The organism is Pengzhenrongella sicca (assembly GCF_017569225.1).
In the GTDB taxonomy this organism is placed as follows: Bacteria; Actinomycetota; Actinomycetes; order Actinomycetales; family Cellulomonadaceae; genus Pengzhenrongella; species Pengzhenrongella sicca.
This window is the reverse complement of the sequence record NZ_CP071868.1, coordinates 2814603-2835060: the sequence shown is the minus strand read 5'-3', so window position 1 is coordinate 2835060 and position 20458 is coordinate 2814603. Positions and strand designations below refer to the sequence as shown.

Sequence of the window (20458 nt, the reverse complement as noted above, 5' to 3'; positions counted from 1 at the left end):
AGCCGCGCAGCACTCCTTCGAACCAGTCATCTAGTCGGCGTCGCGGATATCGGCGGGGGAGCGCTCGCGGCGGCTGAGCCACAGGAACGGCAGCGCCACGAGCTGCAGCCCGGCTCCGACGACGTACGAGAAGCCGTAGCCGTACACGTCCGCCGTGCGGCCGAGCACCGGCTGGATGACGACACCCCCGGCGCTGCCCAGCAGCGAGTCGAACGAGAGCACGGTCGCTCGCTGCGCCGGCGGGATGAGGTCGTTGAGGTACGCCTGGTGGATCGGCATGATCGCGGCCGCCGCGATGCCCCAGACCGCGAGCAGGGCGAGGGCGATCCAGAACGTGTCGATCACGCCGAGGGCGACGAGGCTCCCGGCGCCGACCGCCGTCCCCGCGATCAGCGCGGAGGTCCGCCGGCGAGTCAGCCTCCGCACGCGCGGCGCGAGCGTGCCGCCGAGCACCTGCGCGCCCGCGAAGATGGCCGCGGCCAGCCCCGCGACGCCGTACGCGCCCTCGTCGCCGTAGAGCCCAAGCAGGTACGGCTGCATCGCGTAGAACGCGTAGATGCTGACGCCGGAGATGAACGGGGACGCGAGCATGAGCCACCGCACGGGGCGACGGCGCAGCCCGTGCTCGAGCGAGGCGTCGAGGATCGCCCGAACTGCTCGGAGCGGCCGTTCGCGCGGAGGACGGGTGTACCCCAGGTCGTGCATGGCGACGAAGGCCACGACGAACATGACGGCCAGCACGCCCGTGCGCACCAGGTACGGCACCCCGAGGTTCGTGACCTGCGCGAGGTAGCCGCCGGCGACCGACCCGGCGAGGGTCGCCACGCCGGCGACGATCTGCGCCCGGCCGAAGACGGCCTCGAGGCTGCCCTCGTAGCCGGCGAAGTGCAGCGCATCGACCAGCCAGGCGTCGACCGCGCCGGAGAAGAAGGTGAAGCCGAGCCCCAGCAGGATCGAGGCGATCGCCCACTGCCACAACGGCGCGCCGCCCTGCCAGAGCACGTAGTACGCGAGGGTGGTCGCGGCGAGGGTCACGGTACCCAGCAGGAAGGAGATCCGGCGTCCCCACGCGTCGGCGATCACGCCCGTGGGGATTTCGAAGATCACCATGCCCACGGTGAAGAAGGCGTTCGCGGCGAAGGCCTCGCCGTTCGTGAGTCCCGCGTCCAGCAGGAACAGCGTGTTGATGCCCCAAATGAACGACGCGGCCAGGGTGGTGCCGAGCATGAGCAGCAGGTAGGTCCGCTGGATTCGCGTGGCTGAACCCGTCATCCGGCCGATCGTAGCCATGGGCCGGGGAGCGCGCCGTGCGACCGCTTGCTACCCTGGCAGCCGCATAGGGGAGTATCCAACGCGCTGCACACGTCAACACGTCGGGCTTCGATGCCCGGCCGGGTGCAGCGGTCAGCCGAGCGGTGGGGCTGGCGGAGAGACTTATGGGCCGCATCGACCGAAAGTGACCTCCTGTGGACGTTTCTGCACCCGTCTGGGCTCTGACGATCGCCGGCATCGTCGGCCTGCTCGCGTTCGACTTCTTCTTCCACGTCCGCAAGGCGCATACGCCGACCTTGCGCGAAGCGAGCTTCTGGTCGGCGATCTACATCGGTATCGCCGTGCTGTTCGGCGTCGGCGTGTGGGTGCTCGGCGGGTCGACCATGGGCACCGAGTACTTCGCCGGGTACGTGACCGAGAAGGCGCTGTCGGTCGACAACCTCTTCGTCTTCCTCATCATCATGTCGAGCTTCCGCGTGCCCCGCCCCGATCAGCAGAAGGTCTTGCTGTTCGGCATCGTGTTCTCGCTCATCGCGCGCAGCGCGTTCATCCTGCTCGGCGCCGCCGCGATCAACCGGTTCTCGTGGGTGTTCTACCTCTTCGGCCTGATCCTGCTCGTGACCGCGGGCAACCTGCTCAAGCCCGAGGGCGAGGACAGCCACTCGGCGGACAACATCGTGATCCGGCTCGCCCGCAAGCTGTTCCACACCTCGGACCGGTACGACGGCGACAAGCTGTTCACGATCGAGAACGGCCGCCGGGTGATGACCCCGATGCTTCTCGTCATGGTGGCGATCGGCGGCACCGACGTCCTGTTCGCGCTCGACTCCATCCCGGCGATCTTCGGCCTGACCCAGAACGTCTTCATCGTGTTCACCGCGACGGCGTTCTCCCTGCTGGGCCTGCGCCAGCTCTACTTCCTCATCGACGGCCTGCTCGACCGGCTCATCTACCTCTCGTACGGGCTCGCGATCATCCTCGGCTTCATCGGCGTCAAGCTCGTGCTGCACGCGCTGCACGAGAACACCCTCGGCTTCATCAATGGCGGCGAGCACGTCGACGTCGTCGAGATCAGCACCGAGCTGTCGCTCGGGGTGATCCTCGGGGTCCTGGTGATCACCGTGATCGCGTCGATGGTCAGCCCGCGCGGGGCGGCCCAGACCGCGATCTCCGGGGCACGTCGGCACGCCATCGACTACCTCGACCTGGACTTCGAGGCCGACCCGGCGGAGCGCGAGAAGACCTACGCGAAGCTCATCGCCGAGGAGGCCCAGATCGCCGCGCTGGCGCCGAAGTTCCGCGCGAAGATCAAGGACGAGGAGAAGCTGTTGGCGATGATCGCCCAGGCCCACGCGGACCACGACGCGTACCTCGCCCGGACGGCCCCCTAGGGCGCGCCCGAGCCCGGCGCCGGCGCGGACCCGAACGGGTTCTGCCGGCGGTAGGCGCACACGGCGCACAGCCGCAGGCCCGTCGTCACCGGAAAGCTCGTGCCGCACCGGGTGCAGCGCGTCGTCGTGACGGTCGCGACGGCGGCCTCGTCGTCGGCAAGGAGCCGGGCCCACGGCCAGCGTCCCGCCTCGGTCAGGACCTGGGTCGGGCACAGCTGGACGCACGCCGCGCAGCCGTCGCACCGGCTCGGCGCCTGCAGGAGGGTGCTGATTGACAGCTCCTCGCCGGCGGCGCCGTGCCGCAGTTGCAGGGCGTCCGTCGGGCAGGCGAGCACGCACGCGCCGCACGCGGTGCATCCTCGCGCCGTGAGCTGCAGTGCGGGGCCGCGAATCTGGTCGAGAGCTGTCGGCCCGGTGGCGAGGGCGCGCAGCGCGGCGACGAGCCGCTCGTGCGGCGACGCCTGGTCGGACGGGAGCTCGTGGCTCGCCGCGCCGCCCAGCCCGAGCAGCTGACGCCGGGGCATCGGCAGCGCGGTCGCGTCGAGCACCGGCCGACGACGGCGCTCGGCCCCGGCGGGGGCGGGGGCCGGGTCGGTCAGGGTCAGGCCCGTGGAGCCCGCCGCGATCACCAGCTCGACGAGCGGCTCGAGCAGCGCGGTCGCGTCCGCGGGCGACGCGCACCCGTCCAGCCGGATCGTGACGGCGGGCGCGCCGAGGGTGAGGAGCTCGACGACCTCGGCGGGGATGAGCTCGCCGGCGCACGCCGGCAGCCGCACGACGGTGCGGTCGCGAGGCCCGCGCGCCGGGTCGGGGTGCTCGGCGCAGACGAGCTCGAGGCGGACGTCGCCGGGCTGGCGGACGAGCCAGTGCTGAACCCCGCGCAGGCCCGGCCCGGCGCTCATGGCTGGGGCAGGAACGCCGCGCCGGCCCGAGTGAGGGTGCCCGCGCCGAGCGCGGCCACCCCGGCGTAGAAGCGCGTCTGCGCGCCCGCGGCGGCCTGCTCGAGGCAACCCGGTCCCCAGGTCAGTAGGTGCTCGGCGAGGAAGTCCTGGATGCCGGCGACCAGCCGCGCGAGCTCGGCGTCGTCGCGGGCGTCGACGGCATCCATCGCGCGCACGCACAGCGTCCCGAGGAAGCCGAGCTCGAGGGCGAGGTGGTCGTCGGGCTCTTTGTGCAGGCGGGGGGCCGCGAGCCCGAAGCTCGCGTAGGCCGCGCGCACCTGGAGGGTCTCGTGGTCGAACACGAGGTGCTCGTCGGAGCGGTGCACCGACTCATACGGCGGCGCGATCATCGGGCCGGGCCCGTAGAAGAGGCGGTTGTAGTCGCGGCGCACCTGGGTCTCGTCCTCGCCGAGGCGCGCGGACTCGAGCAGCAGCGCCGCGCCACGCGCGCAGTCCGGGTCCTCGGCCAGCGGCCAGTCGCGCAGCAGGTCGGCGTCGCGCACCCGGGCGAGCTCGACCGCGCTCGGGGCCGCGCCGAGGAGCGCCGCGAGGGCGGTGAACGCGGCGGCGAAGCGGTCGAGCGTCTCGGCGAGCGCCTGCGGGTCGGTGCTCGGAGCAGCGTCGGTCACCGGAGCCGCGGTCGCGCCGGAGTTCGGAGGACGAGAACCGGTGTCAGCGATGGTCATACCTTTCGATGGGGGCCTTCGCCGAGTGTGACGCAGTGCGCTGGTCAGGGCGCGGCGGGCGCCGCAGCGTCGCACTCGGCGAGTCTTCGGCGGCGGGTCTTCTTACATGCCGATGCGGGTCATGGAGTCGTAGAACAGGGAGCGGCCGATGAGTTCACTGGCGAGGACGAGGACGAATGCGGTGGCGGTGAGGATGGCGAGGGTGCGGGGGTTGGTGCGGGTGGTGGCGTAGCGCAGGACGAACGCGGCGAGCAGCCCGGCGCCGGCGAAGACGAGGGTGAGGCGGGCGATGAACCAGGCGCCGGTGAACACGGTGGCGGACTCGGCGGCGACGCCGCCGGTGGCGGTCAGGGTCGTGATCGACAGGGGGATGATGAGGAACTCGACCCCGAGCAGGACGACCGCGGCGATGCCCAGGCCGCGCAGGCAGGACGCGAGCAGGTCGGTGGTGGGGACGGTGGCGCCGGCGCTGGCCGCGTCGTGGGCGTCGGCGGTGGTGCGGTGGTGGGTGCGCCACATCACGGTCCCGGTCAGGGCGGCGCCGACGGCGAGGGTGCCGAGCAGGAACGTGGTGGTGAAGAACTGCACGGGGGTGGCCCAGGTGTGCCAGGCCGGGACGGTGACCAGGGTGTAGTAGATCATCGACATCGACGCGACCAGGGCGATCCCGACCAGGGCGGTGACCGCGGCCAGGACCCGGCGCCAGGTGGGGGTGGCCCACTTGAACCATTGCGCGGCGGCGAACACGAACCCGAGGCCGGCGAACGCGATCCCGCACACGATCTCCGCGCTCAACCATGACGTGCCCAGGTGGCGGACCACGTTCAAGGTGTTCGTCACGTCGTTCATGTGCAGCATCGACGCGGCCAGGCCCGCCACGAGCGCGGGCCCGATCGCGTACAGGGCGGGGTCGGTGACCTTGTCCACGGCGGCGGCCCCGAACCGGCGTGCGGCGACGACCTGCACGACGCCGAGCACGACGAACGCGCCCACGGACATCTGGGCCAGCACGGTGAAGATGATCATCGGGAGTTCTTCGGTGTTCACGGGTGGACTCAGAGCTCCTCGGGGTTGGCGATCGCACCGGTGCCGGTGCCGGTCGGTTGCGCGTCGCGGTGGGGGGTGATGACCAGGCGCGGGCGGGTGATCGCGGGGTCGGGCAGCGGCTCGACGCCGGCCAGGTCACCCAGGTCCGCGCGCAGCTCGTCGATCGGGCCCCAGCCCAGCGCCCGCGAGGGGCACGCGGCCACGCACGCGGGGTCCTGGCCGTCAGCGCGGTAGTCCGCGCACAGGTCGCACTTGGTCATGTGCCCGGACGCGGGGTCGAACTGCGGGGCGGAGTACGGGCACGCCCACTCGCAGTACCGGCACCCCACGCACTTGTCCGCGTCCACGCTCACGACCCCGTCCGGGCCCTGCGTCATCGCCGTGGTCGGGCACACCCGCACACAGATCGGGTCCTCGCAGTGGTTGCACGAGATCGACGTGTAGTACGAGAACACGTTCGGGGTGAACGTGTCCCCAGCCTGCTGCCACGACCCGCCCGAGTACTCCACCACCCGCCGCCACGAGATCCCGACCGGCAGATCATTCTTGTCCTTGCACGCCACCGAGCACGCCTTACACCCCGTGCACAACGACTGATCAAACGAAAACCCGAGCTTCACATCCACCGGACCACTCACTTGGACACCTTCTCAACCTGCGCGAGCGTCGTGTGCTGACCGTTGCCCTTACTCAGCGGCGTCGGATGGATGTTCGTCAGCGTGTTCATCGCACCGCCCGTGTCGACGCCGTCCTTGTCGGGCGCGAACCACGCGCCCTGCGGGACCGACATCACGCCGGGCAGGATGCGCGCCGTGACCTTGGCGGGGACCCGGATCCGGCCGCGGTCGTTGAACACCTCGACCAGGTCGTCGTTCTCGATCCCGCGCGCCTTCGCGTCCGAGGAGTTGATCCACACCTTCTGCGGGTGCGCCTCCTTGGTCCAGGCGAGGTTGCCGTAGGTCGAGTGGGTGCGGCCCTTGAAGTGGTGCCCGATCACCTGCAACGGGTACGCGGTGTTCGTGCGCGCCTCGAGCGCGCCCTCCCACGTGTCGACGTGCTCGGGCAGCGCCGTGAGCTTGTCGCCCGGGCCCGCGTCGGGGAACTCCCAGGTCGAGGTCATCTCCCACAGCTCGGACGAGAAGAGCTCGATCTTCCCCGACGGCGTCTCGAGCGGGTTGGCGACCGGGTCGTCCCGGAACGCCTTGAGCGGCACGGTGTAGCCGTCCGGGTCGGTGTACCGGTACACGCCCTGCTCGCGCAGCTGCTCGAACTCGGGGAAGTCGGGGTGCTCGGCGCGCGTCTGCTCATGCAGCCAGCGGACCCACTGCTCCTCGGTGCGACCCTCGGTGAACTCCGCCTCGATGCCGAGCTTCTTGGCGATCTGCGTGCACATCTCGTACGACGGCATCGAGTTGAACAGCGGCTCGATGGCCTTCTCGCACATGATCACGTAGGCCATGTCGCCCGTGTACTCGCTCGGCGCCATGTCCCAGCGCTCGGCCGTGGTCGTGTCCGGCAGGATCAGGTCGGCCATCTTCGCCGAGGCCGTCATCTGGTTGTCCACGACGACGATGAACTCGCACAGCGACGTGTCCGAGAGGATCTCGCGCGTGCGGTTGATGTCCGCGTGCTGGCTCGAGAGCATGTTCCCGGCGTAGGCGAGCATGAACTTGATGCCGACGTCGAGCTTGTCCTTGCCGCGCACGCCGTCCTTGAGCTTCGTCAGCTCGGGCCCGCGGACGATGGCGTCGGTCCAGCCGAAGACCGAGATCTTGGCAGTCACGGGGTTGTCCCCGTCCGGGAACCACTCCGAGACGGGCCAGTAGTAGCCCTCGCGGCCGCCGGTCCCGCCGCCGGGAATGCCGACGTTGCCGGTCAGGGCCGCGAGCGTGTAGATCGCGCGGGCCTGGTTCTCGCCGTTGGCGTGCCGCTGCGGCCCCCACCCCTGCGTGATGTTGACGGGTCCGGCGAGCGCGATCTGGCGCGCGACCTGGATGATCGACGCGGCCGGCACCCCGGTGATCCCGGCGGCCCACTCGGGCGTCTTCGCGACGCCGTCGGGCCCCTCGCCGAGCACGTAGCTGCGGTAGGAGTTGCCCGCCGGCACCCCGGCCGGCATGTGGGCCTCGTCGAAGCCCTGGCAGTAGGTGTCGAGGAACGCCTGGTCCTGCAGGCCCTCCGAGATGATCGCGTGCGCCATCCCGGCGACGAGCGCGGCGTCGGTGCCGGGACGCGGCGCGAGCCACTCGTCCGCGAGCGTCACGACGGAGTCCGACTGGCGGGGATCGATCACGATGATCTTCACCCCGGCCTTCTTCTTGGCCCACATTGAGGTGAACAGCACCCCGCCGCCGCTCATGCGGGTCTCCTGCGGGTTGTTGCCCCAGAGCACGATGAGCTTGGAGTTCGCGGCGCTGTCCTCGAAGCTGTTGCTCATCTGCTCGTCCGTGTTCCCGTAGTGGAACCGGGTGCAGGTGCCGATCTGCGCGTAGCTGTAGTTGCCGTAGTACCCGAGGCAGCCGCCCATGAGGTTCAGCAGCCGCTTCCAGCCGCCGCTCGTGGACAACAGCCCGTTCCAGGTGCCCGAGCCGTACTGCTTGTAGACGGCCTCGTTGCCGTACGTCTCGATCGTGTACGTGAGCTTCTCGGCGAAGAGCGTGAACGCCTCGTCCCAGGAGATCTCCTCGAACTCGCCGGAGCCGCGCTCGCCGACCCGCTTGAGCGGGGCCTTGAGTCGATCGGGGTTGTAGATCCGCTGGCGCATCGAGCGTCCGCGCACGCACGCGCGGATCTGCCGGGTGAGGAGCTCGTCGTCGCCGCTGTCGTCGGGCAGGACCCGCACGATCGTCCCGTCCGTGACCTGCAGGCGTAGCGGGCAGCGAGAGCCGCAGTTGATGATGCACGCGGACCAGGTCGTGCGGTCGACGCTCAGCGCGCCCGTCGTGAGCACGGCGTTGTCGACCCCGACGCCGGGGAGCGCGCCCAGGTGCGCCCCCGTGGTCACCAGCGCGGCGGCTCCACCGGCCGCTCCGGACCACTTCAGGAACGAGCGGCGCGGCACGCCCTCGGCGCGGGCCTCGGGTGCCGTCTCGACAGTCATCGGTGGTCCTCTCGCGTGCGCGGTCTTTTTGTCGTGCTCGATTTCTCTTTCCGCGAACAAGTTTGCCCGGAAAAGATGCCACCTTTCGGGTCAATGGTCCCGGAGCGGACACTGATAAAGGGTGTGCCGTCGTTGTTGAATTACGCAGCACGCGTGTTGGCTAAATCCAATTGCGCGCATTGTCGGCACGCGGCCAGGCCCGGTACCCTCGCGTTGGCCCGTGAACCACGCCCGCACGGGCACACCGAAAGCTGAGGACGTCGTGACCTTTGCCCCCGCTGCGATCAGCACCGCAACCGATTCCGGGCTGCTCGCCGGCCTGCCTGCGGCCGCTGCGGCCTTCGCGGTGCTCGCCGGGCTGGTGCACGTCTACATCTTCGTGCTCGAGAGTCTGCTGTGGACCACCCCGCGCACCCGCGCGACCTTCGGGACGACCGAGCGGGACGCGGACACGACCCGCGACCTCGCGTACAACCAGGGCTTCTACAACCTGTTCCTCGGGATCGGCGCCATCGCCGGCGTCGCGCTGGCCCAGGCCGACGACGCGGCCGTGGGCGCCGCCGGCGTCGGGGTGATGCTGTTCGCGACGGCGTCGATGGTCGCGGCCGCGCTGGTGCTCGTGCTGCGCGCCCCGGCGATGGCGCGGGCAGCGCTCGTGCAGGGGCTCGCGCCGCTGCTCGCGATCGCCCTGGCGGTCGCGCTCTAGCTCCCGGCGCCCACCGGCGAGGAGGTTGTCGAGACCGGGCGCCGCTGCGAGGATCGGAGGGCCCGGGACGGCCCGGGCGAACGCCGAAGGGGGATCTCGATGACGGGTCTGCTGTCCGACGACGTCGCGGTCGAGACGCGGCTCGAGGCGCACCGCCGCGAGCTGACCGCGTACTGCTACCGCATGCTCGGCTCCGCCTTCGACGCCGAGGACGCGGTGCAGGAGGTCATGATCCGGGCGTGGCGCGGCATCGACCGGTTCGACGGCCGCTCGAGCCTGCGGTCCTGGCTCTACCGCATCGCGACCAATGTCTGCTTCGACGCCCTCAAGGGGGCCAAGCGCCGCGCGCTCCCGCTCGACATGTCGCCGACGGCGTCGCCCCCGGTGCAGTCGTCGCTCGGCTCGCCGCTCGCGGAGCAGACCTGGGTCGGCCCGGTCCCCGACGATCGGGTGCTCGCGCCGACCGGTGATCCCGCCGAGCACGCGGTCGCCCGCGAGTCGGTGCGGCTCGCCTTCGTCGCGGCGCTGCAGCACCTGCCCGCGCGGCAGCGCGCCGTGCTCATCCTGCGCGAGGTGCTGCGCTGGCACGCCGACGAGGTCGCCGAGCTGCTCGGCACGAGCGTGGTCGCGGTCAACAGCGCGCTGCAACGGGCCAAGGCGACCCTCGCGGCGCGCGACCTGACGGCGTCCGGGCAGGCCCCGGACGTCACCGACCCCGAGCACGCGGCGCTCCTCGAGCGGTACGTGCGCGCGTTCGAGGCCTACGACATCACCGCGCTCGTCGCCCTGCTGCACGAGGACGCGACGCAGTCCATGCCGCCGTACGCGCTTTGGCTGCGCGGCCCGGTCGACATCGGCCGCTGGTTCCTCGGCCCCGGCGCGGAGTGCCGCGGCTCGCGGATCGTGCCGGTGCGGGCCAACGGGACCATCGGCCACGCGCAGTACCGGCCGAGCGGTCCGGGCGGGCGGCACGAGCCGTGGGCGATCCACCTGCTCGAGGTGTCGGGCGGGCGGATCTCCTCGATCACGAGCTTCCTCGGCGGCGCCGACCTCTTCGAGTTGTTCGGGCTGCCGGCGCAGCTGGCGTGAGCATCGCCGTGTCGACGTCGCCGAGCCCGCCGAGCCCGCCGAGCCCGCCGAGCCCGCCGAGCCCGGCGAGCTCGAGGAGGGCGACCAGGTCGGCGCTCGCGGCCTCGAGCACGACGGTCGAACCCGCCCGCCGGGCCACGAGCACGACCCGCGCCACGGCGTCGACCGCCGCGACGTCCGCGCGGACGAGCGCGCGGGCGTCGCACGTCACGACGGCGACGTCGGCCGACTCGAGGCGCCGGGCGAGCTCCGCGCACAGCGCCGCGAGGTCCGTGCGGGTCAGCCCCGTCGCGAGCACGACCACCGCGCGTCCGGCCGCCCCGGCCGAGGCGTTCACGTGAGATCAGACCGGACCGGGCCGCCGGACTCACCGGCGCCGGCGAGTCCGGGCGGACCGGTGAGTCCGGGCGGGCGGAGCAGTCTGACCGGGTGAAGGAAACACCGGGTGACGGACAGGTACGGGACGCAGGGAGGATGCGCATGAGCCAGCAGGTCGATGCCCAGCAGAGCCCGCTCGTCGCGAGCAGGGCGTTCAGCGGGTTCTCCGTCGACGACATCCCCCGCGCGCGCGAGTTCTACGCGCAGACGCTGGGGCTCGAGGTGACCGAGAGCAACGGGATGCTCACCCTCGAGCTCCCGGGCGGCACGCGGGTGCTGATCTACCCCAAGGGGGCCGCGCACGAGCCGGCGTCGTTCACCGTGCTCAACTTCCCGGTGCCCGACGTCGCGGCCGCCGTCGACGCCCTCGCCGCGCGCGGCATCACGTTCGAGCGCTACGCGGCGATGGCCGAGGGGTTCGACGAGCGCGGCATCTTCCTGGGTGAGGGCCCGCTCATCGCGTGGTTCACCGACCCCGCCGGCAACACCCTCGCCGTCCTGGAGTCCCCGTGAGCGCCGGGGCCGACGGCGCCACCGGGGGAGCCACGGGCCGTCGCCGAGCGCGCGCGGCGGCGTCGTCGTCGGCGCACTCAATTCCGACGGTAGGACCGTGCGGGGCGGCCGGGCGGGCCTTTGGTCCTCGCCAGATGGCCGTGACCGGAGTCACACTCGCCTGAGGGCGTCGGCAATGGTGCCGCCGCCGCGTCTTGGAGGCGGCCGTGGGAAACTACATTTACGACTTCAGCGAGGGCAACAAGGACCTCAAGGACCTGCTCGGGGGCAAGGGCGCGAACCTCGCCGAGATGACCAATCTCGGCCTGCCGGTCCCGCCGGGCTTCACGATCACGACGCAGGCGTGCCGGTCGTACCTCAAGACCGGCGAGCTGCCCCCCGAGCTGCGCGTCGAGGTCACGATGGCGCTGCGCCGGCTGGAGGATGCGGTCGGCCGCCGGCTCGGCGACTTCCACGAGCCGCTCCTGGTCTCGGTGCGCTCGGGCGCGAAGTTCTCGATGCCCGGGATGATGGAGACGGTCCTGAACATCGGGCTCAACGACGCGTCCGTCCAGGGTCTGGCCGAGTTCTCGAGCGACGAGCGGTTCGCGTGGGACTCCTACCGGCGGCTGATCCAGATGTTCGGCAAGACCGTCCTCGGGATCGACGGCGACCTGTTCGCCGACGCGCTCGACAAGGCGAAGGCCGCGCGCGGCGTCTCGAGCGACGTCGGCCTGACCGCGACGGACCTCGAGGGTCTCGTGGGGGAGTTCAAGACCATCGTGCGCGAGGGGTCCGGGCGTGAGTTCCCGCAGCACCCCCGCGAGCAGCTGGACCTCGCGATCGCCGCGATCTTCGAGTCGTGGAACACCGACCGGGCCCGCCTGTACCGGCGGCGCGAGCGCATCCCGGAGGACCTGGGCACGGCCGTGAACATCATGACGATGGTGTTCGGCAACCTGGGGGAGACCTCGGGCACCGGCGTGTGCTTCACGCGGGACCCGTCCACCGGCGTCGTCGGCGTCTATGGCGACTACCTGGTCAACGCCCAGGGCGAGGACGTCGTCTCCGGCATCCGCAACACGCTCTCGCTGCAGGACTTCGAGGCGCTCGACCCGACGGCCTACGGCGAGCTGCGCCAGGCCATGCGGCGCCTTGAGACGCACTACCGCGACCTGTGCGACATCGAGTTCACCGTCGAGCGCGGCAAGCTCTGGATGCTGCAGACCCGCGTCGGCAAGCGGACCGCGGCGGCGGCGTTCCGGATCGCGATCCAGCTCGTCGACGAGCACCTCATCACCATGGACGAGGCCCTCGGGCGGGTCAGCGGCGCGCAGCTCGACAAGCTGATGTTCCCCCAGTTCGACGCGCGCTCCGAGCGGGTCCTGCTCACGACGGCGATGGCGGCCTCGCCGGGCGCGGCCGTCGGGATGGCGGTGTTCGACTCGCCGACGGCGGTGGCGTGGGCCGCCGAGGGCAAGGACGTCGTCCTGGTCCGGCGCGAGACGAACCCCGACGACCTCGGCGGCATGATCGCGTCGGTCGGCGTGCTCACCTCGCGCGGCGGCAAGACGTCGCACGCGGCTGTGGTCGCGCGCGGCATGGGGACCACCTGCATCGTCGGCGCCGAGGCGCTCGACGTCGACGCGGCCGCCCGGCAGTTCACGGTCGGGGGCCGGACGGTTCGCGAGGGCGAGCTCATCGCGATCGACGGCGGCTCGGGCGAGGTCTTCCTCGGCGACGTCGCGGTCGTGCCGTCCCCGGTGGTCCGCTACCTCGAGGACGGGCTCGACGCAGCCGTCGCCGCGGCGGGCGACGACGAGGACGTCGCCGACCTGGTCCGCTCCGTGCACCGGCTGCTCGCGCACGCCGACACGGCGCGGCGGCTGCACGTGCACGCCAACGCCGACACCGCGGCCGACGCGCGCCGGGCCCGCTCGCTGGGGGCCCAGGGCATCGGGCTGTGCCGCACCGAGCACATGTTCCTCGGCGAGCGGCGCGTGCTCATCGAGCGCGTGATCCTCGCGACCGACGACGCCGAGCGGCAGGCCGCGCTCGACGCGTTGCTGCCGCTGCAGCGCGCCGACTTCGTCGACATCCTCACCGAGATGGACACGCTGCCCACGACGATCCGGCTGATCGACCCGCCGCTGCACGAGTTCCTGCCCGACTACACCGAGCTCGCGGTCAAGGTCGCGCTCGCCGGCGTGGCCGGGGAGTCGGATCCGCACGACGTCGCCCTGCTCGCGGCGGTCGGGCGGATGCGGGAGGCGAACCCGATGCTCGGGCTGCGCGGCGTGCGCCTCGGCCTGGTCATCCCCGGGCTGTTCGCGCTCCAGGTGCGGGCGGTCGCCGAGGCGGTCGCGCAGCGACTCAAGGACGGCGGCGACCCGCACGCGGAGATCATGGTGCCGCTCGTGGCGTCGGTGATGGAGCTGCACCTCGTGCGGGACCAGGCGGAGGCCATCCTGGCCGAGGTCAGCGAGCGCGAGGGCGTCACGCTCACGATCCCGATCGGGGCGATGATCGAGCTCCCGCGCGCGGCGCTGACCGCGGGCCGGATCGCCGAGGCCGCCGAGTTCTTCTCGTTCGGCACGAACGACATGACCCAGACGACGTGGGGCTTCTCGCGCGACGACGTAGAGGGCGCGTTCTTCTCGGAGTACGCGGCCAACGGGGTGCTGAGCGACTCGCCGTTCGACACGATCGACGTGCGTGGGGTCGGCGAGCTCGTGCGGATCGCGGTCGAGCGGGGCCGCGCGACGCGGCCCGAGCTCACGATCGGGGTGTGCGGCGAGCACGGCGGCGACCCGGACTCGATCGCGTTCTTCCACGCGGCGGGCCTCGACTACGTGTCGTGCTCGCCGTACCGCGTGCCGGTCGCCCGGCTCGAGGCCGGCCGGGCCAACGTCGCGGAGGCGGGCGCTCAGACCCGCTAGCCGCCGATCCGCCGGCGGACCCGCCGGTCACCGCCCCGCCGCTACCCCTCGTGAAGGGGAGCGGCGGGGCGGTGCTGTGCTGCCGCGGTGCTGGGTGCTGCGGTTATGCCTTCGGCTGGGAGAAGTACGCGTTCGCCGTCGGCCGGAACATGAACACCATCGCGGCAATGAGCAGCAGCAGCGAGACGAAGTTGATCGCCGAGCCGACCGTCATCGCGGACGCGAGGGAGGTCAAGGACGAGAGGATCGACAGCCCGCCGAGGATCGCGAGCACGATGCGCGCCCAGTTGCGGCCTGCCCGCATCTTGAACACGAAGAAGACCTGGAGCGCGAGCATCACGACCGCGAGCACGAGGGCGATCGTGATGCCGAGGGTCACGGCGGACTCGATCTGGTCCTCCGTGAGACCGCTCGCGTTGCTGGCGCGCAGGTCAGCGATCGCCTGGGTCTGGTCGGACAGCGCGAACACGAGGATCCCGCCGACCAGGCCGACGAGGATGCTGGCGAACCACAGCTTGACCGACAAGAGCACATCCGCGGGCGGCGCGAGGCGGGGCGAGACGGCGTCCCCGGTGTAGTCCGGTCCGGACGGGTAGCTGGGCATGCTGGTCATGACAATCCCTTGATCGTGGCGAGCAGTTCGGTATCGAGCACAGCCAACCTAGCGTCTACAGGTTATTCACCGAGGGCGCTTAGCCTCGTCCGCGCCTCCCGCGCCGGCCGGCCGATCAGAACGGGTGCAGGAGCCGGTGCAGAAACTGCTGGGTACGTTCGTGCTGGGGGTCGCGGAGCAGCTGGCGGGGCTCGCCGCGCTCGACGATCGTGCCGCCGTCGACGAACGCCACCTCGTGCGCCACCTCGCGGGCGAACTCGAGCTCGTGCGTGACGATGACCATCGTCCAGCCCTCGAGCGCGAGCTCCTTGATCAGGCGCAGCACGTCGCCGACGAGCTCGGGGTCGAGCGCCGACGTCGGCTCGTCGAACAGCAGCAGCTGTGGCCGCAGGGCCAGGGCCCGGACGATGCCGACGCGCTGCTGCTGCCCGCCCGAGAGCTGGAAGGGATAGCTGTCCTTCTTGTCCGTCAGGCCCACGCGCTCGAGCAGCGCCAGCGCCTGCGCGGTCGCCTCGGCGACCGGGCGCCGCTGCACGACGACGGGGCCCTCGATCACGTTCTCCAGCACCGTCTTGTGCGGGAACAGGTTGTAGTGCTGGAAAACCATCGCCGAGCGGTCCCGCAGGGCCGCCAGCTGCCGCTGCGGCGGGCGGGTCGCGAAGTCGAGCGTGAGCTCCCCGTCGACGTCGACCGTGCCCCCGTCCGCGACCTCGAGGCCGTTGAGGCAGCGCAGGACGGTCGTCTTGCCCGAGCCGGACGGCCCGATGAGTGCGAGGACCTCGCCCCGGCGCACGGTGAGGTCGATCGAGGCGAGCACCTCGAGCGAGCCGAAGCTCTTGCGCAGGCCGCGCACCGTGAGGAGGTCGGCGGGCGCCGGATCGGCAGGCGCCGGATCAGTGGGAGACGACGGATCAGTGGGAGACATAGCGGTCCAATCGCGTCTCGAGGAGGCCCTGCACGGTCGACAGCGCCAGGCAGATCACCCAGTACACGAGCGCGGCCTCCAGGTACAGCAGCATGAACTCCTGGCTGAACGCCGCGACCTGCTGGGCCTCGCGAAAGAGCTCCGTGACGAGGATGAGCGAGGCGAGCGAGGTGTCCTTGACCAGGCTGATGAACGTGTTCGACAGCGGCGGCACCGAGACGCGCGCGGCCTGCGGAAGAATGATCCGCGCGAGCGCGCGGCGCCGGGACATGCCGATCATGTACGCCGCCTCCCACTGCCCCTTCGGGACGGAGAGGATGGCCGCGCGGATCACCTCGGCCGCGTACCCGCCGACGTTGATCGAGAACGCGACCACCGCGCTCGGCCAGGGGTCGATGACGACGCCGATCGACGGCAGCCCGTAGAAGATCACGAACAGCTGCACGAGCAGCGGGGTCCCGCGCACGATCGAGATGTAGCCGCGCGCGACCCCGGCCGCCCACCGGTTGCCCGACAGCCGCGCCAGGGCGAGCACGAGCGCCAGCACGATCCCGATCGCAAACGACATGAGCGCGAGCGGGATCGTGCCGAGCAGCGCGCCCCGGACCAGCGGCCAGAGCGAGCTGAGGAAGAGGTCCCAGGACGTCTGGCCGACGGCGGCGGCCGCCGTCATCGGGTCACCGGGAGACCGAGACGTCGGCGCCGAAGTACGTGTCCGAGATCTCGGCGAGCGTGCCGTCGGCCGCGAGCGTCGCGAGGGCCTCGTCCACGGCGGTCGCGAGCGCCGAGGAGCCCTGGGCGAACGCGAACGCGCTCTCGGACTCGTCGTCGGTCGTCGCGGCGACCTTCAGCCCCGCCGCGTCGTTGTTCTGGGCGTAGTCGAGGAACGTCAGCTCGTCGTTGATGGTCGCGTCGACCCGCCCCTGCTCGACGAGCGCCACGGCCTGCGCCCAGCCCTCGACGCCCTGGACGGTCGCGCCGGCGTCCTGCGCGAGCGTGTACCAGTTGCTGGTGAGGGATTGCGCGGTGGTCATGCCGGCGAGGGAGTCGAACGAGGTGATGGTCGTGTCGTCCGCGGGCACCACGACGACGCCGCGCGAGAAGGTGTACGGCGCGGAGAAGGTGTAGGCCGCCGTGCGCTCCGGTGTCGTGGTGACCTGGTTCGCGATGACGTCGAACCGGCCGGACGTGAGCCCGGCGAAGATCGCGTCCCACTGCGTTTCCTCGAACGTCGCCGTCACGCCGAGCTCCTTCGCGACGGCGGTGATCACCTCGACGTCGTAGCCCGTCAGGTCTCCCGAGCCGTCCTCGTGGAACGAGAACGGCCGGTATGTGCCCTCGGTGCCGACGACGATCGTGCCGGCCTCCTGGACGGCGGCGAGCGAGTCGTCGGCCCCGGCCGCGCCCGACGTTCCCGCCGCGTCCGAGTCCGCGCCGCAGCCGGTCAGCACGAGCGCGACGGCGGCGGCGAGCATCAGGACGGGTGGCGTGTGCAGGCGAGTGGTCATGGGGGGTCTTCTCTCATGGGCTGGTGGGCCGGGCCGAACCGGCCGGCGGGTGACAGGTGACGGGTGCGGGGGGAATGCCGAGCGGGCAGGCCGCGGCCAGGCGGCGCCGAGCGGGGCGCAGCGGCACGATTCAGGTGGCCGCATCGATCGCGCGGCCGCAACGTTCAGGCAGCCGCATCATTCAGCAGGGGCCGTGGCCCCGGGGGCGTGCGCTCGGGTCAGCGGCCGGTGCCGGCGCCCGGACAACACTGTCGCGCCGCGGCGTGCGCCGTGGGCGAGCAGGAGGTGCGCGGGGCTGACATACCTCTAGTTGATCACAAGGTCGGCCCGGGTGGGGTAGGAGGCCTGCGCGCCGCGGCGTCCGACGGCGAACGCGGCGACCTGGGTCGCGCGCCGCACGGCCGCCTCGAGGCCGCTCCCGGCGCACAGCTCGACCGCGAGGGCACCCACGAAGGCGTCGCCCGCCCCCGTCGTGTCGACCGCCGCGACCGGGTGCGCCGGCACGTGCAGCGGCGTGCCGGCCGCGCCGTCGGCGCCCCGCTCGACGAGCACCGCGCCGCCCGCGCCGAGGGTGAGCACGACCGACCGGGCGCCGAGGGCGAGCAGGTCGAGCGCCGTTGCGCCCGGACCGCCGTCGGCCGCGGCCACTCCCGGCCTCGGCTGCCCGGTGCGCGCCGCGAGCGCGGCCTCGGCCTCGGTCTCGTTGACCACGAGCGGGTCGCTCGCCGCGAGCACGGCGGCCGGTAGCGCGGCGGCGGGCGCCGCGTTGACGATCACCCGCGTGCCGCGGGCGTGCGCGCGCGGGACGACGTGCTCGACCGTCTCGAGCGGGATCTCGAGCTGGACGACGAGCACGTCGGCCCCGAGCCACAGGTCGGCGACCTCGGCCACCAGGGCCGTCGACACCTGCGCGTTGGCGCCCGGGGACACGATGATCGAGTTCTCGCCGTCGGGCGTCACGAGGATCACCGCCTGGCCGGAGGGTGCGGCGATCGAGCGCAGGCCGCGCACGTCGACACCGGCCGCGACCAGCCGCTCGCGCAGCATCGCGCCCGGGGCGTCGGCGCCGACGCAGCCGATGAACGCGACGTCGCCCCCGAGCTTGGCCGCCGCGACCGCCTGGTTGCCGCCCTTGCCGCCGGGCATGACGACGACGTCGGCGCTCACGATCGTCTCGCCCGCCGCGGGGCGATGGGCGACCGCCAGCACCAGGTCGGCATTCGCCGAGCCGACGACGACGATGCGCGGCTGGCTCGCCCGCCGACGAATGGGCCGATTCTGCGCGGATGTCGAGCGCTTTCGGCCCATTCGTGCGCCGGTCATGCCGTCCAGGCGAGCCCGAGCATCGCCGAGATCGTCCGGACGACACCGTTCTGCGTGTTTCTCGGCGCCACGAACCGGGCGCGGGCGCGCAGCAGGGGGTGCGCGTTGTCCATCGCGAACGAGTAGTCGGCGGCGTCCATCATCTCGAGGTCGTTGAGGAAGTCGCCGAACACCATGGTCTGCGCGCGCGTGATCCCGAGCGCCTGCTGGAGCTGGCGGACGGCGGTGCCCTTGTTCGCGGTCGGGCTCATGACGTCGACCCAGTGCTCGCCCGAGACGACCACCTGGTGCGTCGCGCGGAACCCCGCGAGCGCGGGCGCCGTCGTCGCCTGCGCCGAGCCGAAGTCGAACACCGCGACCTTGAGCACCTCGTCCGCGAACAGCGGGTCGCCCAGCATGGTCCGCAGGTCGTCGACCACCCGGAGCCGGGCGTAGTACGTGTCGGCCTGGGCGCGGAACGCCGCGTCGCTGCGCTCGATGTAGGCCATGTCCTTGCCGCAGACCACGACGCCGACGTCGGCGCCCGAGCCGGCGAGCTCGCGCACCGTCGCGACGAGCCGGCCCACGACGTCGAGCGCGAGGCCGTCCGAGCTGAGCTCGTGACCCCGGCGCACCACGTAGGTGCCGTTCTCGGCGATGAACACGACGTCGTCGGCGACCTCGCCGAAACGTTCGAGCAGGTTGTGGTACTGCCGCCCGCTCGCGGGGCAGAAGACGATGCCGCGCCGGTGCAGCTCGCGCACGAGCGGCCACAGGTGCTCGTGGAGCCCGTTGGCGTCGTCGAGCAGCGTGCCGTCCATGTCAGCCGCGATGAGCCGGATGTCCGGGCGCGGGTCGAGGACGAGCGGGTGGACGAGGCGGTGGGGGGCGACAGTCACCCCTGCAGTGTCGCAGGGACGCACCCGCACGAGTCGCGGTGCGCGAAGGCGGGCGGGACCCGGAGCCGGCGGGGTGCCAGCTCCGCGAACGACGGGGTGGCCAGGCGCGCCAGGAGGAGCTCCACGGCGCCCGCCCCGAGCCGCGGGATGTCCTGCGCCATCGCGGTGAGCCCCGGGGAGAACAGGTCGGCCCACTCGAAGTCGTCGTAGCACACGAGCGCGACGTCGCCCGGCACGGCGAGGCCCAGCTCGCGCAGCGCGCGCAGGGTGCCGATCGTCATCGCGTTGTTGAGCACCACGACCGCGGACGGCCGGCCCGGCCCGGCGAACAGCGCGCGCACGCCGGCGTGGGCCTGCTCCTGGCTCGACCCGCCCGCGACGGTGAGCGACGGGTCGTCGTCGAGCCCCGCGGCCGCGACGGCGGCGCGATACCCGTCCAGCCGCTCGACGCTCGAGTGCAGGCCCTCGAGCCCGGCGACGACGGCGACGCGCCGGTGCCCGAGCTCGGCGAGGTGGGCGGTCAGGAGCCTGCTCGGCTCCCGGTTCGCGGGCGCGATCTGGTCGCACGGGACGGCGGCGAACCGGTCGATGAGCACGAGCGGCGTGCCCGTCGCGAGGACGACGGGCAGGCTTCCGTCGGCCGCACCCGCGGCGGGGGCCAGGAGGATGCCGTCGAGCCGGCGTTCCAGCATCTGGCCGAGCACCGCGGCCTCGCGGTGCACGTCATCATGGGTGTCGGCGAGCACGAGCGAGTACCCGGCGGCGCTGAGCCGCGCCTCGATGGCGTGCACGAGACCGCCGAAGTAGGGGTTCGACAGCGCGGAGATGGCGAGGCCGACGGTCCGGGTGCGCGACGTCGCGAGCGCGCGGGCGAGCGAGTTGCGCCGGTACCCGACGGCGTCGATCGCCGCGAGCACCGCGCTCCGGGTCGCGGCACGCACCGGGCGCGTCTCGTTGACGACGTGCGAGACCGTCGACACGGAGACTCCCGCAGCCCGGGCCACGTCGCCCATCGTCGTCATCGGTCCATCGCCCTCCCGGCACGTCCCCGCGGCAGTCATCACTGGCAGTCGCGAGAGTCATCACAATTCGGGACAAACGGTTGCGCAAGCGCTTGAATCGACCCTAGCGTGCGAGGGAGACGGGCAACGAGGCCCGACGACACGGCCG

Annotated in this window: 19 protein-coding genes; 5 read left to right on the top strand and 14 right to left on the bottom strand. The window is 72.0% G+C overall.

Annotated elements, in window-relative coordinates; genetic code table 11:
• Positions 1-30: 30 nt before the first annotated feature.
• Complete coding sequence (locus tag J4E96_RS13030) at positions 31-1272, bottom strand: MFS transporter (protein ID WP_227422529.1); 1242 nt, start codon at positions 1270-1272, stop codon at positions 31-33.
• Positions 1273-1466: 194 nt separating this feature from the next.
• Between J4E96_RS13030 and J4E96_RS13025 the strand changes: the two genes are divergently transcribed.
• Complete coding sequence (locus J4E96_RS13025) at positions 1467-2663, top strand: TerC family protein (protein WP_227422528.1); 1197 nt, start codon at positions 1467-1469, stop codon at positions 2661-2663.
• Here the strand turns inward: J4E96_RS13025 and J4E96_RS13020 are convergent.
• The 5 genes from J4E96_RS13020 to J4E96_RS13000 all read right to left on the bottom strand — a co-directional run bounded on the left by J4E96_RS13020 (position 2660) and on the right by J4E96_RS13000 (position 8437).
• Entirely contained in the window at positions 2660-3565 is a 906-nt protein-coding gene (locus tag J4E96_RS13020; protein WP_227422527.1) for an ATP-binding protein, read from the bottom strand. The two genes, J4E96_RS13025 and J4E96_RS13020, sit on opposite strands and share 4 nt — an antisense overlap.
• Entirely contained in the window at positions 3562-4233 is a 672-nt protein-coding gene (locus tag J4E96_RS13015; protein WP_227422526.1) for a TorD/DmsD family molecular chaperone, read from the bottom strand. Before J4E96_RS13015 ends, J4E96_RS13020 begins: the two co-directional genes overlap by 4 nt.
• A 159-nt stretch (positions 4234-4392) precedes the next feature.
• Complete coding sequence (locus J4E96_RS13010; RefSeq protein ID WP_227422525.1) at positions 4393-5337, bottom strand: dimethyl sulfoxide reductase anchor subunit family protein; 945 nt, start codon at positions 5335-5337, stop codon at positions 4393-4395.
• Positions 5338-5345: 8 nt separating this feature from the next.
• The gene (locus tag J4E96_RS13005) at positions 5346-5957 is read right to left on the bottom strand and encodes a DMSO/selenate family reductase complex B subunit (RefSeq protein WP_319637781.1); all 612 of its coding nucleotides are present in this window, start codon (positions 5955-5957) and stop codon (positions 5346-5348) included.
• A 14-nt stretch (positions 5958-5971) separates the two neighbouring features.
• Positions 5972-8437, bottom strand: coding sequence for a DMSO/selenate family reductase complex A subunit (locus tag J4E96_RS13000; protein WP_227422523.1), 2466 nt, complete (start codon positions 8435-8437; stop codon positions 5972-5974).
• 262 nt (positions 8438-8699) lie between these two features.
• Between J4E96_RS13000 and J4E96_RS12995 the strand changes: the two genes are divergently transcribed.
• Together J4E96_RS12995 and J4E96_RS12990 are read left to right on the top strand one after the other, a co-directional pair.
• Complete coding sequence (locus J4E96_RS12995) at positions 8700-9143, top strand: DUF1304 domain-containing protein (RefSeq protein WP_319637680.1); 444 nt, start codon at positions 8700-8702, stop codon at positions 9141-9143.
• 99 nt (positions 9144-9242) lie between these two features.
• A complete protein-coding gene (locus tag J4E96_RS12990) occupies positions 9243-10232 on the top strand; it encodes a sigma-70 family RNA polymerase sigma factor (RefSeq protein ID WP_227422522.1) in 990 nt (329 codons plus the stop codon).
• On the opposite strand, the gene J4E96_RS12985 is transcribed toward J4E96_RS12990, so the two are convergent.
• Positions 10168-10569: an STAS domain-containing protein gene (locus tag J4E96_RS12985; RefSeq protein ID WP_227422521.1), complete on the bottom strand. Its 402-nt coding sequence runs from the start codon at positions 10567-10569 to the stop codon at positions 10168-10170. The two genes, J4E96_RS12990 and J4E96_RS12985, sit on opposite strands and share 65 nt — an antisense overlap.
• 143 nt (positions 10570-10712) lie before the next feature.
• Between J4E96_RS12985 and J4E96_RS12980 the strand changes: the two genes are divergently transcribed.
• Together J4E96_RS12980 and ppdK are read left to right on the top strand one after the other, a co-directional pair.
• Positions 10713-11123, top strand: a complete 411-nt coding sequence (locus J4E96_RS12980; RefSeq protein WP_227422520.1) for a VOC family protein — start codon at positions 10713-10715, stop codon at positions 11121-11123.
• A gap of 206 nt (positions 11124-11329) precedes the next feature.
• Positions 11330-14041, top strand: coding sequence for a pyruvate, phosphate dikinase (ppdK, locus tag J4E96_RS12975; RefSeq protein WP_227422519.1), 2712 nt, complete (start codon positions 11330-11332; stop codon positions 14039-14041).
• A 103-nt stretch (positions 14042-14144) separates the two neighbouring features.
• Here the strand turns inward: ppdK and J4E96_RS12970 are convergent, their stop codons facing one another.
• The 7 genes from J4E96_RS12970 to J4E96_RS12940 all read right to left on the bottom strand — a co-directional run bounded on the left by J4E96_RS12970 (position 14145) and on the right by J4E96_RS12940 (position 20310).
• Positions 14145-14654 carry a hypothetical protein gene (locus J4E96_RS12970; RefSeq protein ID WP_227422518.1) on the bottom strand — a complete coding sequence of 170 codons (510 nt, stop codon included), beginning with the start codon at positions 14652-14654 and terminating at the stop codon, positions 14145-14147.
• 115 nt (positions 14655-14769) lie between these two features.
• Positions 14770-15579, bottom strand: a complete 810-nt coding sequence (locus tag J4E96_RS12965; RefSeq protein WP_227422517.1) for an amino acid ABC transporter ATP-binding protein — start codon at positions 15577-15579, stop codon at positions 14770-14772.
• Positions 15566-16252 carry an amino acid ABC transporter permease gene (locus J4E96_RS12960; protein WP_227422516.1) on the bottom strand — a complete coding sequence of 229 codons (687 nt, stop codon included), beginning with the start codon at positions 16250-16252 and terminating at the stop codon, positions 15566-15568. The genes J4E96_RS12965 and J4E96_RS12960 overlap by 14 nt, the downstream gene beginning before the upstream one ends.
• A gap of 4 nt (positions 16253-16256) precedes the next feature.
• A complete protein-coding gene (locus tag J4E96_RS12955) occupies positions 16257-17087 on the bottom strand; it encodes an amino acid ABC transporter substrate-binding protein (protein ID WP_227422515.1) in 831 nt (276 codons plus the stop codon).
• A gap of 306 nt (positions 17088-17393) precedes the next feature.
• Positions 17394-18410: a ribokinase gene (locus J4E96_RS12950; protein WP_227422514.1), complete on the bottom strand. Its 1017-nt coding sequence runs from the start codon at positions 18408-18410 to the stop codon at positions 17394-17396.
• Positions 18407-19288 (bottom strand): Cof-type HAD-IIB family hydrolase, encoded by an 882-nt coding sequence (locus J4E96_RS12945; protein ID WP_227422513.1) that lies wholly within the window; start codon positions 19286-19288, stop codon positions 18407-18409. The genes J4E96_RS12950 and J4E96_RS12945 overlap by 4 nt, the downstream gene beginning before the upstream one ends.
• Positions 19285-20310, bottom strand: coding sequence for a LacI family DNA-binding transcriptional regulator (locus J4E96_RS12940; RefSeq protein ID WP_227422512.1), 1026 nt, complete (start codon positions 20308-20310; stop codon positions 19285-19287). The genes J4E96_RS12945 and J4E96_RS12940 overlap by 4 nt, the downstream gene beginning before the upstream one ends.
• Positions 20311-20458: the final 148 nt, after the last annotated feature.